The following is a 15,182-nucleotide window of genomic DNA, read 5'->3' as shown; positions in this document are numbered from 1 at the left end:
TTTATTTAGGCACCTTCAACACCATGTCCGGCCATCAACCGAGGTTTTACATGCTCGTCAAACTGCTTTTCATCAATCAATCCCGATTTTAAAGCCGCCTCTTTAAGACTTAATCCTTCAACATCCCCCATATGGGCAATTCTCGCCGCTCCATCATATCCTACGACAGGTGCCAGAGCTGTAACAAGCATTAATGAATTATCAATATATTTTTGAATACGCGCATTATTTAATGTTGTCCCTTCGACTGAAAATTCACGAAAGGCTTTGGCTGCATCCCTTAACAATCGGCTGGCGTGTAGCGTATTCATGATAACCAGCGGACGCGTTACATTTAACTGCAAATTACCCTGTGAGCCAGCAAAGGCAACGGCAGCATCAAGACCCATGACCTGCATGCAAACCATAATCATTGCCTCACATTGAGTCGGATTGACCTTTCCAGGCATAATTGACGACCCCGGTTCATTTTCAGGCAAATGAAGTTCTCCAAGTCCACATCGTGGTCCTGAAGCGAGCCAACGAGTATCATTTGCTATTTTTAATAGAACAACCGCAACGCCACGTAACGCAGACATCGTGGCCACCATAGCGTCAAGTCCACCCAAGGAGGCAAACTTGTTGGGCGCTGTTACAAAAGGATAGCTGGTGATTTGAGCGATTTTTTTAGCAATCGCCCTGGAGAAACCTTTTGGCGCATTCAATCCTGTTCCAACAGCTGTTCCACCTGCAGCCAGTTCAAACAATTCTTTCTCTACTGATTTTAAACGATGTAAACTTTCCTTTAATTGAGCAGCCCAACCAGACCATTCTTGACCAACGGTTAAAGGAACTGCATCCTGTAAATGGGTACGACCGATCTTTACAACATCCATCCATTCCTTAGCTTTACGCTCAATGGCATTATGTAATTTTTGTAATTCTGGAAAAAGATGCCTTTCCAATTCCATTACCATAGCGACATGCATAGCTGTCGGGAAACTATCATTGGAAGACTGTCCCATATTCACATGATCATTGGGATGAACAGGTTTTTTGGAACCGATCTCCCCCCCTAAAAGCTGAATGGCCCGATTGGCAAGCACCTCATTTACATTCATATTGGTTTGTGTACCTGAACCCGTTTGCCAGACACAAAGCGGGAAATGATCATCAAGCGCACCCTCGGCTGCCTCTTCAGCAGCCTGAATGATTGCTTTTGCCTTCGTTTCATCCAAACGGCCCGCTTCACAATTCACCTCTGCGGCGGCATGTTTAACAATACCGTAGGCATGATAGACCTCACGCGGCATGACATCCCCACCAATATTGAAATGATGCAAGGAACGTTCAGTCTGTGCTCCCCAATAACGATCCGCAGGGACCTCTATTTTTCCCATTGAATCACTTTCTTGACGCAATCCTTTTTTATCAATTCCAATTACCATTTCGCCAGAAACAGATTTGATCATAATTCACCTTTTAAAAAAATTATTAAAATAATCACTATAAATCATAAAAAAAACCCACGCATAAGCCAAGAGAGGCAACGTGGGTATTAATCAAATATATCCGCTTAGACTATCAAATCTTAGCGAACAAAAATACTGTGCATATTATTAATATTATCGGCCACAATATGACCATGATTCATCAATTCTGCTATACGGTCTGAATTTGTAAAGGCAGTCACTACCGGATTAAAAACCGATAAGAAACTGTCTGGATAAATCCCCATCCACAGGATAATTACGGCCAATGGTACCAAGATTGTCATTTCTCTTGCGTTTAGATCCCGAATTGAATTGATAACCGGATTAACAATTTTTCCAAATATGACATTGCGATACATGACCAGCATATAAACAGCACCTAATATCATGCTTGATCCTCCCAGGAAAGCAACCCAGAATGATATATGTAAAACTCCAATCATGACCAGCAATTCACCCACAAACGAACCCGTACCAGGCAATCCAACATTTGCCATGATAAAGATCATTCCAAGCAAGGCCAGTTTGGGCATTTTACTAGCGATACCTCCAAACGCCTCGATATCTCTTGTACCAATACGATAGGTGACAGCGGCAACACATAAAAAAAGTGCCGCAATTGTTACCCCATGAGTAAGAACCTGTAATAGGGCGCCATCAATTCCCTCTGGTGTCAGAGAGAAAAATCCTATGGCAATAAGACCCATATGAGAAAATGATGAATAGGCTATAATCCGTTTAATATCTGTTTGTTTATAAGCGATTATTGCACCATAAATAATCGCACATATACCCAATCCCATAATCAGCATTGCATAACGGTGAGATGCCTCAGGCAACATTAAAACACAAAATCTTAATAATCCATAGGCGCCTGCCTTAGACATGACGCCAGAAACCAGCAAGGTGGTCGACGCTGGACCCTCAACATATGCGGCTGGTAACCAGGCATGCAGAGGAAAGAGAGGCAATTTGACTCCAAACGCGAGGATAAAACCCAGCAATAACCACCCCTGGACAGCAGGTGAGAAAGATGCGTGCATTAAAACGGGAATATCCGTGGTACCTGTATTCACCCATATCCACAAAATCCCAATCATCATAAATAAAGAACCAGCAAACGTGAATAGAAAGAATTGCAAAGAGGCAAAAATCCGTTTCGGACCTCCCCAGATTCCAATTAACATGCTGCTTGGCAGCAGGGTCGCTTCATAAAAACAGTAAAATACAACCATATCTAGGGCGGAAAACAGGCCAACCAATGTCGTTTCCAACACCAGAATAGCAACCATATAATCACGGATACGATCCGTGATCATCTGCCATGCGGCCATTATTCCAATCAGGGTCAATAAAGTTGATAGGATAATAAAAAATAAACTGATCCCATCCACGCCAACATGATAGGAAACACCAAATCCCGAAATCCATGAATTTTGAATTTCAAATTGATATCCATCGTGTCGAGGATAAAATTCACTCCACATAACAATTGACAGACCAAATGTTATGATACTTGTCCATAAAGCAATCCAACGGGAAGTGCGTGCAACCTCTTCAAAGGATCCACGCATAAGAAAGATGACCAAAGCCCCAAGCAAAGGCAAATACGTTACTAATGTAAGCAGTACTGAATGCACGGTATTCTCTTTTTTAATCTATTTAAACGTAACAATTGTTCGATTATATACAACTTTCTGACCATATTGCCCAGAAAGTTTTTATTTTTGTCAATATTACTTAAAATTAATTTTTCCTTAATATCAATTTATTAAGAGCGATGAAATAATTTTTCCATATCTTTTTTGCTCCATTTCAGCCATGTCGGTCTTCCATGTGAACAGGTTCCTGCCCTTGGAGTGGCCTCCATCTGACGTAAAAGGGCATTCATCTCTTCCTCATTCAAAGAGCGGCCTGCCCTTACACTGTTATGACATGCCATTCTGGCAAGAATAGCATCGAGTTGGGTATGGACAGATTCAATATCATTAACCGACATCTGTTCTTTATCCTGCAATTCTTCGGCAAGATCAATCAAAAGCGACTGTGCGGAAATGCTTCCCAAAAGTTGTGGCAAAGCCCTGACCAGAATCGTTTTTTCACCAAAAGATTCTATTTCTATTCCCAAATCGGCCAAACTGTCCTTAAAACCCATAAGACAACGATAATGAACAGCAGATAATTCAATTGCTTCCGGTATAAGTAAAGACTGTGTTTGTATTCCAGTCTCTAAATACTGTTGACGTAATGCCTCATGAGTTAAACGTTCATGAGCTGCATGCTGATCAACAATGACAAATTCTTCATGTTCTGTTACCGCAACAATATACGTTTTGAAAATTTGTGCCACGGCATATCCCAGAGGCAAGGTTGCAGTAGTTTTTTGATATTTTTTATCAGGTAATCTTGATAACGTATCGCCAACATCCTTGAAAGATAATCCTGCTCCCAATTCAAAACTGTCCCCGGCACATGCATCTTCTTCTTGAAAAAATTCTTTATTGTTCTTACCCATTCTTTGCTGATACGCGGGATATCGAATAGAAGCTTTTTTGGGATGATATTGTGTGGTGGGAAAAACATGCAAAGATTCAGGATTAACATTTGCAACTCCCACACCAATAGCCAGACTCTTTTGAATGCTACCAATTATCAAGGCTCGAACTGCAGCTTCGTCAGCAAAACGCAATTCAGTTTTGGCAGGGTGTACATTCACATCTACCTGATCCAAAGGTAGCTGCAGAAAAAGTACGGCAACAGGATAACGTCCTTTTTCAAGAACTTGACGATAACCAACACGAATAGCCATTTGCATTACTGGATCAGCAACAGGCCGATCATTAACAACCATAATTTGACCATTTGTTGTTGCCCGATTTACAGATGGAGCACTGATGAAACCGGATAATTTCAAATCCCCCCGATCGAAATTCAACATAATCAGTTCTTCATCATGAATATCAGAAAACACTGCCAAAATACGGTCTTTTTGCGATTGAATCGGTAGATTCAAAACGGTCTTACCATCTTTTATAACAGTGAATGAAACATCGGGGTGAGAGATGGCCAAACGCTGTATAATCATTTCACACCGATTATATTCAACTCGAGCGGTTTTCAAGAATTTACGTCGTGCAGGAAGCGCATAAAATAAATCTTCTACAATAACTTGTGTTCCCATTTGACCAGCGGACGGACTGGGGTTTAAAATCTTACCACTTTCAACCGAGATCTGCCACGCACTTTCCGCCGATTTGACACGCGAAATAATTTTCAATCGGGCGGCGGCCCCAATGGAAGGCAGAGCTTCTCCCCTAAATCCCAATGTTTTAATATTTACAAGATCATCTTCAAACAATTTTGAAGTACAATGTCTTGAAACTGCAAGAGGCAGGTCATCAGCCTCTATTCCACAACCATTGTCAATGACCTGAATATGATCAATACCACCGTTGTCAAGATTGATCTCAATTCTGCCTGCCCCTGCATCAAGCGCGTTTTCCACAAGTTCTTTAACAACGGCGGCAGGACGCTCAATAACTTCTCCTGCAGCAATTAAATTAACTGTATGTTCGGATAAAGGGCGAATAATCATTATTCTAATAATGACTTGGAGAATTGCAAATTTTTTTATAACCCTTTTTTGTCAAAAAACCTATTTTTGTGTCGTCGTTGGTGTTGCCCCGTCATCAGGACGTAAACCCAAACTCAAGTTATTATGCAATCGTTTATTTTCAGCCACACTGTCAACAGCCAAATCTGAAGGTTTGCCATTTTTCCAGAACATGACCTGGTCAACAAAACCATTCTGCGTGACCAACTCATTATGACGTTCCTGATCAGCTGATTGATTGGCATCCTGAATCAACCGGGTTTGGCCCTGGCTTGGAACATCTTTCATGCCTTCCAAGGCAACATCGGGAGAAAGAATTTCCAATGCCTGCTGACGTATGGACTGTTCTTGAGGTCTGACTCCATTTTCATCAGGCTTCATCAAACTATCATTAGGTGGCATTGATAAAGGCGCGCGAGTCGTAACGGTATATTCATCAGGCATTGATCTTTTGATACCAAATGCACGGGAAACATCCTGACCGGAACAGGCAGAAAGCAAGACAACAACACCGATTAGGGATCCCATGGGCAATAAAAATTTCAAACCTGATTTACGCATTATCATCCGTCTTATTCCTTAACAAAATCCGTAAAAGCAATAATAGTTAATAATATGAATCTATTTCGTATCATATTAAACTATTCTTCCCAACCAAAAAAAGCATCCATTAACAAGATAATCACACCACAAACAATTGCGCTATCTGCAACATTGAAAACATACCATGACCACCCTGCAACATGAAAGTGAATAAAATCAACCACTGCGCCAAAGCGCAAACGGTCTAAGATATTTCCCAACGCTCCGCCAACAATGGCACCCAGACTCATGATAACCCAGATTTTACGGGCACGAATCATCCATATGAATAAACTTGCCGCAATCACAAAGGCGGAAACAGAAAAAATAACGGATCCCCATGAACCAAACTGACCCAACATGCCAAAAGTAATTGCCCTGTTCCATACCATAGTGAAGTTGAAAAATGGAATCACTGGAACAGAACCTTTTTGGGGCAAATTTACTATATTGAGAATACAGTATTTGCTGATCTGGTCCAGCAAGAATATCAGAAACAGCATTCCCAATCCCCAATACCATTTTTTCAAATGATTAACTTGCATGACAACGGAACTTTTATTCATGAAAATCCCTAAACCAAATATTACGAAACAACATCAATGCAACGCAAGCACAATTCTGGATAACTTGAATTGCCTCCCACTTCATCGAGAACTTTCCAGCAACGTGCACATTTATGTCCTGTTGCTACCCGAATACGAGGTGCGGCATGACCCTCTCCACCCTGTTTGGTTTCCACTGAATACAAAGATGCCGAACCCGGTATAATATTAATATCAACCCGGGACACAATAACCAGTTCAGCCCAGTCATAATGGCCAAACAAGGCGGCTTCTTCCTCTGAAAAATTCAATTCTACAGCAGCTTGGAGCGAAGACTTGATAATCCCTTCCCGACGCATATTTTCAATTTCCGTTGTAATGATACGACGAATGGAGCGTAATTGAATCCAACGTTTTGCCAAATTATCATTCGACCATTTCACAGGTATGAGAGGAAATTCTTCCAAATGAACAGTTGCATTCTCACCAAAGCGAGCAGTCCATGCATCCTCTGCAGTAAAGCATAATACCGGTGCCAACCAAGTACATAAACATCTATGCAATACATCCAATACGGTTCGAACCGCCCTACGACGTATATTTTCTTTTTTATCACAATAAAGTGAATCCTTGCGGATATCGAAATAGAAAGCCGACAAATCACTTGTACAAAAATAGTGTAAAGCAGGATAAACCCCAACCCATTCATGAGTATGAATAGCTTTTTGAATAACCTGATTCATTTCATAAATACGATGCAGAACCCATTGCTCAAGTTCAGGAAGATCCTCATAATCAAGTTTTTCCTTATCTGAAAACCCTTCCAAACCTCCAAGAACCCAACGTAACGTATTTCTCAAACGTCGGTATAATTCACCTTGCTGTTTTAAAATCTCTTTTCCAATTCGAAGATCTTCATTCGTATCAGAGTTCATTACCCATAAACGCAAAATGTCTGCGCCAAGTTCATCATTGACATTCTGGGGTGCAATAACATTACCGAGGGATTTTGACATTTTACGTCCCTGTTCATCCATTACAAATCCATTAGTGACAATGGCCTTGTAAGGTGCAACTCCACGTGTTCCCACACATTCTAGCAACGATGACTGGAACCAACCACGATGCTGGTCGGAACCTTCCAAATACAAATCCGCAGGAAAATCAAGTTTGTCCCTACCCAAGACAAAAGCATGCGTTGAACCACTTTCAAACCAAACATCCACAATGTCAAACACCTGTTCGTATTCTTCACTATTGTAATTTTCACCAAGAAAACGCGAGGGAGAAGAATTATACCATGCATCTGCACCTTCTTTTTTGAAAGCTTCTACAATCCGTTGCATAACTTCAGCATCCCTTAAAACCTCACGGGTTGCCTTATTGACAAAAACGGCGATTGGCACACCCCAGGCACGTTGCCGGCTAATACACCAGTCGGGACGCGAGGCAATCATGCTGGTCAAACGGTTACGGATTTGTGCGGGAACAAATGTAACATCCTCTAGAACTGACAATGCATTCTCACGAATTTTTCTATTATCATCCATTGCTATGAACCATTGCGGGGTAGCACGGTAAATAATCGGGGCCCGTGATCGCCAGGAATGAGGATAAGAATGCACGATGGAGGATTGGGCAACAAGACCAGTAAATGGTTTGTTTGCATTCCTTGCCTCATCTCTGGATAAGTTTAACTCTTCACAGACAGCTTCAGCCGCCTTGAAAACATGGATACCGGCAAATAGAGGGACATCCGAAGCGTAACGCCCATCATCTTCAACATATTCCGTTACACCAATTTGATGTTGCTGACATAAATAAAAATCATCTTCACCATGTGCGGGAGCACAATGAACCAATCCTGTTCCCGCTTCAGTCGTGACGAACTCGCCTGCTAATAAAGGGACATCAAAATCATAGCCTTTTCCCCGCAAGGGATGCGCTGCAACTGCACCTGCCAACGCGTTTCCTTCAAGCGATGCCTCTTCCTTGAATTCCGTAATACCTGCCTGTTCACAAAATGAGGTCAGCAAATCCTGTGCAATAAGAAAATTAGCTCCAATGGACACGTGGGAATCAGCGTTAACAGCTTTAACACTGATAATCTGATAGGTTATATCGTTATTGTAAGCTATGGCTCGGTTCGCAGGAATTGTCCATGGAGTCGTTGTCCAGATAACAGCCGAAACATTTTCCAATAAATGCTGGGGGGTTGGATCTTTGACAAAAGGAAAAGCTACAAATATAGTTGTCGATGTATGATCGTGATATTCAATCTCGGCCTCAGCCAGAGCCGTTTTTTCAACCGGGCTCCACATAACCGGACGCAGGCCACGATATAAACTGCCATTTAATAGAAAACGACCAATTTCTTCAACAATGGCTGCCTCTGAACTGAAATCCATTGTTGCATATCGGTGATCCCACTCTGCCTGAACCCCAAGTCTCTGAAATTCGGATGATTGAATCGACAACCAGTTTTGGGCATAGCTGCGACATTCTGCCCGAAATTGCAATACCGGAATATCATCCTTGTTTTTACCTGCCTTGCGATATTTCTCTTCTACCTTCCACTCAATGGGCAAACCATGACAATCCCAACCGGGAATATATCGAACAACCTCTCCATTCATACGATGGGAACGATTAATCACATCCTTGATAATCTTGTTAAGCGCATGTCCGATATGCAAATGTCCATTGGCATAGGGAGGGCCATCGTGCAGGGTAAAGACCTTTTTCCCTTCCAAAACCCGTTGATCCGATTGCCGGATAATAGCCTCATCCAATCGTATTTTTTTCCAACGTTCCAAAATTTCAGGTTCCCGTTGAGGTAACCGCCCACGCATTGGGAATGAGGTTGAAGGTAAAAAAACTGTATCTCTATACAGGTCGGTAGATTTGGATTCAGCCATGATTTCGTTCTAACTGTAAAATTAAAGTAGATTAAGACAATATTTGATTTTATAAAATAAAACCAATTTCTAAAAAATAAAATTTATCATTATTAATAATTCTTTTTTACAAGGAATTAACAGAGTCATTTCTTATTTTAAAAAATTCTTTCGCATTATTTGCATCCCGGGCTATTTGTTTTTTCAATTCATTCAAATCACTAAAACGTTTTTCATCACGAATAAAATGATACAAATAAACCGTAATCTTTTGACCATAAATATCCTGGTTAAAATCAAACAAATGAGCTTCCAGACAGGCTCTGGTCTGTTTTCCAATTGTTGGACGGTATCCGAGATTGGCCACTCCTTCGTGCATTCTCCCATTGGCCAACCGAATTTTAATCGCATAAACCCCGCATTTGGGCTCTACCTGTTCCCCCAACTGTAAATTCGCAGTTGGAAAACCAATTGTCCTTCCCCTTTTATCCCCATGCTCCACTATATTCTGAATGCACCAGATCCTACCCAAATAATGGGCGGCCTTTTCAGGATTTCCATTTTTCAGACAGGAACGGATAAGGCTGGAAGAAATCACCGTTCCCTCTTCCCGCAAAGGTTTTACAATCGTAACGCCAATACCCAGTTTATCCGCTTCAGAAATCAAAAAATCGGTATTTCCTTGACGATTGTGCCCGAATACAAAACCCTCACCACAAGCTACATGAAAAATCCCGAATGATTTATAAAGAATTTGATGAATAAAATTCTTTGCATCTAGCGCAGCAAATTCTTGATCAAATGTTATCTGAAAAATATTATCAACACCCAGGGCGGACAAAGCTGCATTTCGCTCATCTGCATTCGTCAATCGAAATGAAATTTCCCTGCCTTCGAAAAGCTGTCTTGGATGAGGTTCAAAAGTTACTACAGATAAAGAACGGTCTGGAAACTGTTTTTTTAAAGTGTCCAATAAATAAGCGTGCCCACGATGCACACCGTCAAAATTGCCCAAAGCTGTTACAGAACCCCGGGCTGATAGCGGAATTGCCTGTCCGTTTGTATAGATAGTCGTCATAAACGGCAAATTTTCTTTCGTTATTAATCTAAAACCTCTTCTGAAACAACAAAACCTTATTTCTGTGTTTCGGATGATACAGGGGTTTTTTCCTTATTATCGTTAAAGGAAACAGAGGTATCCCCTTTGTTGTCGACATCTGGCAAAATTGTCTTGCTTTGTGGAGAAGAGGTTTCATCGTCGGCAATATTTTTCTTGAAAATCTTGATACCCTTGGCCAGATCTCCCATTAATGTTGAAATCTTTCCTGATCCAAAAACCAGCAAAACCACAATCAATACAATCAGCCAATGCCAAATACTCATACTGCCCATAATATATTTATTCCTTACACAACTTACACATGCAGACAATTTTCGGAAAATTCAATCGATTTTTTCTAACTTAAACACAGGAAATATCATAATTTAATTAAAATTATCATACTATATTTTACTTTTAACACCAAATTGCAAATCACGCGGTTTTTTGTTGCCTTGATCACGACTTGTTGGGAATAATAAAACCATAAGTCGCATATCGCTTGATACCGATCTTTCCCGTAGGAGCCCACCAAACCCTTACCAAAGACCAGTCATTACGTGATGAAACATCTATAATTGGCGCCTTGTGATCAATTCTCTGCGCTTCCCAATTGGCATGATCAACAATAATCGTGCGTGAATCCTGAAGTTTTTTTACGACAGAAACATGCCCATAAGGCAATCTGGAAGTTTTACGAAAAACCAATATTGCCCCCGGTTCTGGCCTTTTGGTTCTATAGTATTTCCCTCTTGACTGATACCACCAACTATAGGCTGCCCCCTGAAGTTCAACACCAGTGATCTTGCGGGCATAGGGTGCACATTGCAAGGAGCCATGATAGCTTCTTCCCCCTCCACAGGCAGCCAGCAAGGGAAGAATTCCAAAAAACATAATTAAGACGCGAACAAAAAATCCTGATTTCATTTTCCCCTATAAAGAACGTATTTTATTGATACATTCTTCTGCCTCTGCATGGGTCATCGATAAAACTTCTTTTGAGATTGTAAACGAAAATCCACGCCTTGCAAGGATCATTTGTTCACGATCCTTCAGTTCAGCTGTTTTTTTTAACAAACGCTGACGAAATGGTCCAATCTTCCTTTTCCATGCATAGGCCAAAGCGGATAGCAGCTCAAGATGATCATCATGATATTCTTGCAAGGAGGACTGAATTAAGGAGGGATTGATTCCCTTTTGTATAAAACGTTCCTGAATTTGTTTTTTGGAACAACCCGCACGGATCAAAGATGGCATTTTGGAAAAAATAAATCTGTCATCATTAATACCGCCATTTTGCTTCAATTCATTGACAATCTGATCAATCTTATCGTATGCTTTCTTGAGAATTTCATCGTAATCTTGATCGTCCTCCTTTTGAATTTGTTTAATCCAACGATTGACTTTCTGTCTTAAAAGTTTAACCAATCCTGCCTCGGTATTATTATAACGGGCAAGATAATTCAGTGCATACTCTTTTAAGTCAGGAAGCTGTATCCTGTTTGACATGATTTGCATCACTTCCCTTTAAACATTATCCAATCAATTACCCTTGATTATATTAGGAATAAATTGACTTTTTTTTCTCAATCATTAATTATGTCTGTTTCCTTCAATAAAATCGACAAGAGAGATTATGATTTCCGCTTTGATGCCCACCTATAATCGTGCAAACCTTGCCTTTGACCATGGAAACGGCGTGTGGCTTTTTACGGTTGATGGACGACGATTTCTGGACTTCGGGGCCGGAATTGCAACATCATCTCTAGGTCATAATCATCCCCTTTTGTGTAAAGCTATTTCGGAACAGGCAAAAAAAGTCATTCATGTTTCCAATTTATACCAAATTCCTCAGGCAATAAAATTAGCCGAAAGATTAATAGCGATAAGTTTTGCCGACAGTGTGTTTTTTTGCAACTCTGGGGCAGAGGCAAACGAAGGAGTCATAAAGGCTATTCGTCGCGCCCAATATAAAAACAACCATCCAGAAAGAACAGATATCATCTGTTTTAATCACGCTTTTCATGGAAGAACTATTGCAACTTTGAATGCGACAGGCAATCAAAAATATCTGGAGGGTTTCGGGCCTAAAATACCTGGAATCAAACATATTCCAATACATGATATTGACCTGGTGAAAGAAGCCATTGACCAGAATACGGCAGGATTTCTGATCGAACCCATACAAGGCGAAAGTGGAATCACTGTTATTTCTCCTGATTTTCTAAAGGCATTGCGACAAATCTGTGATGAGAATGATCTTTTCCTAGGATTTGACGAAGTTCAGTGCGGAGTTGGCAGAACAGGTAAATTTTTTGCCTATCAATGGACAGATATTGAACCTGATATTCTTTCATTGGCAAAGGGTATCGCCGGGGGCGTACCCATGGGCGCTTTTCTTGCCAAGGAAAAAATCGCCAAACACATGACCTTTGGAACGCATGGATCAACCTTTGGAGGAAACCCTCTTGCATGTGCGGCTGGAAATGCAGTTATGGATATCATATTGAAACCTGGATTCCTGAAAAATATACAGGAAACAGGACTATATCTAAAGGAACAACTGCAACAATTAACCAAGATTTATCCAGATGTTTACGCTGAAGTTCGCGGAAAGGGTCTTTTATTGGGATTAAAGGGAACCATTCCTGCAAACGAGATACAAAATGCGGCCCTAGAGCAAAATCTACTGACCGTATTGGCAGGAAATAATGTCATTCGCATAATTCCTCCCCTAATTATAACCAAGGAGGAATGTCTGGATGGTATTCACCGGTTAAGAAATGCTGCCGAGCAATTACGTAAAAACCTGAAATCTGTTCAATGAGTAATTTCTATGAATAACCCAATTATTTCTCAATCAAAAAAAATAAAACACTTTTTAGAACTCAAAGATATTAGTAAACAAAATTTAAGAGATATAATCACCCTCGCCTCTCAAATCAAAGAAATGCAGGAAGATAGAAAATATCCCTCACATCCTGCCCAACCTCTGAAAGGACGTTCAATCGCACTTATCTTTTCCAAACCTTCAACCCGTACGCGCGTATCTTTTGAGGTGGGAATTCATCAACTGGGCGGTAATCCGATTGTTTTATCAACCAGTACAATGCAGATTGACCGGGGCGAAACCATTGCCGACACTGCCCGTGTTCTTTCAAGATTTGTGGATGGCATAGTTCTTCGAACAGGCTGTACCGAACATTTGACCGAATTGGCACAATTAAGTTCAGTCCCCGTTATTAACGGACTGACTCCCGCCTCGCATCCGGGACAAGTCATGGCTGATGTCATGACCTTTGAAGAACATAAAGGTCCTATCAAGGGACGTGTAATTGCCTGGGTTGGCGATGGTAACAATGTTGCAAATTCTTTCATTGAAGCTGCCGCACAATTTGATTTTACTCTTAAATTAGCCACCCCACCCGATTTATTGCCCTCAAAAACCATACTGTCATGGGCCAAAGAAATGGGGGCAGACATTCAACTGACCACAGATCCAAAAGAGGCAGTTAAAGATGCGGATTGTATTGTTACCGATACCTGGGTTAGCATGTCTGATAATGATTCTGAAAAACAACAACGTTTGAAATTATTGCATCCTTATCAAGTTAATCTCGATTTAATGAAACTAGCCGCCCATGATGCCATTTTCATGCATTGCTTGCCTGCCCATATCGGTGAAGAGGTAACCGCTGAGGTTTTTGAAAGTAAACAATCAGTTGTTTTCGATGAAGCTGAAAATCGTCTTCACGCACATAAAGCCATTCTGATTTGGGCTTTGATGGGTGATAATTGGCGTGATTACGGCTCCCGTTAATTCCATTCTTGAAATAGACAATATTTAGCCTATCTTTTCAAAAAAGATTTCTCGGCTATTCGTTTTTTTCTTGAGAAGATAACCATGAAAAACCTTCATCATTCCAATAATGATCGACCCAATGTTCCAGATATTACCTACGGCAAGGGAATTACGCCTTTTTTCTTCCCTTCGGCAAGAGGAAGGCTCATTCGTTTGGGACCTGTAGCTCATTCCATTCTTGAACACCACAACTACCCAGACTGTATCACCAGACTGGGAGGTGAAGCTTTGTCATTAGTTGCTGGCCTGGCTTCATCATTAAAATTTGAGGGATCCTTTTCTTTGCAAATCAAGGGAGAGGGAGTCGTGTCAATGTTGGTTGCTGATTGTACCCATAAAGGCGAGCTACGCTTCTATATCCGTTATGACAAAGACAAAATAAATGATTTTACTGAAAATGCATCAGCAAAAACACTTTTGAAAAAAGGATTATTCGTTCTGACCGTAGACCAACAAGACAAAAAAGACAATTATCAGGGGATGGTTGAACTGACAGGAGAAACACTTGCAGAAATGGCCAGTCACTATTTTGAAAATAGTGAGCAGTTTCCCTATTCAATTCAGTTATATTGCGAATGCTATCAAAATAAATGGCAAGCTGGCGGCCTAATTCTTGAAAAAATTGCCCATGAAAATTCAATCGTTTTGAAACCAGCCGCTGAAAATGATGAAAAAGAATGGGAAACAATATGTATTTTAGCCAACACTTTAAAAGCTTCAGAGTTATTTGATAAAAATCTGGCTTCAGAAAAATTACTTTATCGTCTTTTCAACAGTTTGGAATTTTCTGTTGGCAAGCCGAAAAGTGTCGCTTATGGTTGTCGTTGTTCCCGATCAAGGTTACAAGAGGTCTTGAACAATTTTTCCAAAGATGAACTTGATAGCATGGCAGAAAATGAAAAAATTATCATGACATGCGAATTTTGCTGTTACGATTTTATTTTTTCTCGTAAAGAAATCTAATAAAAATAATATCGATTAATAAGCAAATTCAAAATAATGTTAAAATTTTCTATTTGTTGAATATAAACAAATGTGAATTCTATAGAATTTTTACTAATTATAATATTCACTTTTTAATTTTTAAATGACCAAAAAACAGATAAAAAACT

At 40.4% G+C, this 15,182-nt stretch carries 12 protein-coding genes and 1 pseudogene; 3 read left to right on the top strand and 10 right to left on the bottom strand.

The features are described 5' to 3' along the window. Positions 1-5: 5 nt before the first annotated feature. The 10 genes and pseudogenes from fumC to U0839_RS02115 form a co-directional block, all read right to left on the bottom strand. Entirely contained in the window at positions 6-1,451 is a 1,446-nt protein-coding gene (gene fumC / locus U0839_RS02160) for a class II fumarate hydratase (protein ID WP_413549995.1), read from the bottom strand. Between the two features lie 119 nt (positions 1,452-1,570). After that, on the bottom strand, positions 1,571-3,112 hold the full coding sequence (locus U0839_RS02155) for a complex I subunit 4 family protein (protein ID WP_370533603.1): 1,542 nt from the start codon (positions 3,110-3,112) through the stop codon (positions 1,571-1,573). A 131-nt stretch (positions 3,113-3,243) separates the two neighbouring features. Beyond that, a complete protein-coding gene (mutL, locus tag U0839_RS02150) occupies positions 3,244-5,067 on the bottom strand; it encodes a DNA mismatch repair endonuclease MutL (RefSeq protein WP_413549993.1) in 1,824 nt (607 codons plus the stop codon). 60 nt (positions 5,068-5,127) lie between these two features. After that, entirely contained in the window at positions 5,128-5,652 is a 525-nt protein-coding gene (locus tag U0839_RS02145) for a DUF3035 domain-containing protein (protein ID WP_155565682.1), read from the bottom strand. Between the two features lie 74 nt (positions 5,653-5,726). After that, complete coding sequence (lspA, locus tag U0839_RS02140) at positions 5,727-6,233, bottom strand: signal peptidase II (RefSeq protein ID WP_255487682.1); 507 nt, start codon at positions 6,231-6,233, stop codon at positions 5,727-5,729. Between the two features lie 20 nt (positions 6,234-6,253). Further along, positions 6,254-9,130, bottom strand: a complete 2,877-nt coding sequence (gene ileS / locus U0839_RS02135; RefSeq protein WP_413549990.1) for an isoleucine--tRNA ligase — start codon at positions 9,128-9,130, stop codon at positions 6,254-6,256. Positions 9,131-9,236: 106 nt separating this feature from the next. After that, a complete protein-coding gene (locus tag U0839_RS02130; protein ID WP_155565684.1) occupies positions 9,237-10,187 on the bottom strand; it encodes a bifunctional riboflavin kinase/FAD synthetase in 951 nt (316 codons plus the stop codon). A 140-nt stretch (positions 10,188-10,327) separates the two neighbouring features. Next, a pseudogene (locus U0839_RS02125) lies at positions 10,328-10,501 on the bottom strand (twin-arginine translocase TatA/TatE family subunit); the annotation flags it as partial. A 166-nt stretch (positions 10,502-10,667) separates the two neighbouring features. Beyond that, positions 10,668-11,135 carry a CHAP domain-containing protein gene (locus tag U0839_RS02120; RefSeq protein ID WP_230873441.1) on the bottom strand — a complete coding sequence of 156 codons (468 nt, stop codon included), beginning with the start codon at positions 11,133-11,135 and terminating at the stop codon, positions 10,668-10,670. 6 nt (positions 11,136-11,141) lie between these two features. Then, the gene (locus tag U0839_RS02115; protein WP_413549988.1) at positions 11,142-11,717 is read right to left on the bottom strand and encodes a regulatory protein RecX; all 576 of its coding nucleotides are present in this window, start codon (positions 11,715-11,717) and stop codon (positions 11,142-11,144) included. 127 nt (positions 11,718-11,844) lie between these two features. On the opposite strand from U0839_RS02115, the gene U0839_RS02110 reads away from it, so the two are divergent. The 3 genes from U0839_RS02110 (at position 11,845) to U0839_RS02100 (ending at position 15,033) form a co-directional block, all read left to right on the top strand. Further along, the gene (locus tag U0839_RS02110; RefSeq protein WP_155565687.1) at positions 11,845-13,035 is read left to right on the top strand and encodes an aspartate aminotransferase family protein; all 1,191 of its coding nucleotides are present in this window, start codon (positions 11,845-11,847) and stop codon (positions 13,033-13,035) included. A gap of 9 nt (positions 13,036-13,044) precedes the next feature. After that, positions 13,045-14,028, top strand: coding sequence for an ornithine carbamoyltransferase (gene argF, locus U0839_RS02105; protein ID WP_155565688.1), 984 nt, complete (start codon positions 13,045-13,047; stop codon positions 14,026-14,028). Positions 14,029-14,112: 84 nt separating this feature from the next. Then, complete coding sequence (locus U0839_RS02100; RefSeq protein WP_155565689.1) at positions 14,113-15,033, top strand: Hsp33 family molecular chaperone HslO; 921 nt, start codon at positions 14,113-14,115, stop codon at positions 15,031-15,033. The last annotated feature ends 149 nt before the right edge of the window (positions 15,034-15,182 follow it).

The organism is Commensalibacter sp. A3DC (assembly GCF_047307945.1).
Taxonomy (GTDB): Bacteria; Pseudomonadota; Alphaproteobacteria; order Acetobacterales; family Acetobacteraceae; genus Commensalibacter; species Commensalibacter melissae.
This window is presented reverse-complemented; position numbering and strand designations above follow the sequence as displayed.

Bases quoted from the DNA above. Each gene is read 5' to 3' on its own strand.
- U0839_RS02110 (WP_155565687.1), top strand. From the start codon at position 11,845: ATGATTTCCGCTTTGATGCCCACCTATAATCGTGCAAACCTTGCCTTT.
- mutL (WP_413549993.1), bottom strand. From the start codon at position 5,067: ATGATTATTCGCCCTTTATCCGAACATACAGTTAATTTAATTGCTGCA.
- U0839_RS02130 (WP_155565684.1), bottom strand. From the start codon at position 10,187: ATGACGACTATCTATACAAACGGACAGGCAATTCCGCTATCAGCCCGG.
- argF (WP_155565688.1), top strand. From the start codon at position 13,045: ATGAATAACCCAATTATTTCTCAATCAAAAAAAATAAAACACTTTTTA.
- U0839_RS02120 (WP_230873441.1), bottom strand. From the start codon at position 11,135: ATGAAATCAGGATTTTTTGTTCGCGTCTTAATTATGTTTTTTGGAATT.
- U0839_RS02115 (WP_413549988.1), bottom strand. From the start codon at position 11,717: ATGTCAAACAGGATACAGCTTCCTGACTTAAAAGAGTATGCACTGAAT.
- U0839_RS02145 (WP_155565682.1), bottom strand. From the start codon at position 5,652: ATGATAATGCGTAAATCAGGTTTGAAATTTTTATTGCCCATGGGATCC.
- U0839_RS02100 (WP_155565689.1), top strand. From the start codon at position 14,113: ATGAAAAACCTTCATCATTCCAATAATGATCGACCCAATGTTCCAGAT.
- fumC (WP_413549995.1), bottom strand. From the start codon at position 1,451: ATGATCAAATCTGTTTCTGGCGAAATGGTAATTGGAATTGATAAAAAA.
- lspA (WP_255487682.1), bottom strand. From the start codon at position 6,233: ATGAATAAAAGTTCCGTTGTCATGCAAGTTAATCATTTGAAAAAATGG.
- ileS (WP_413549990.1), bottom strand. From the start codon at position 9,130: ATGGCTGAATCCAAATCTACCGACCTGTATAGAGATACAGTTTTTTTA.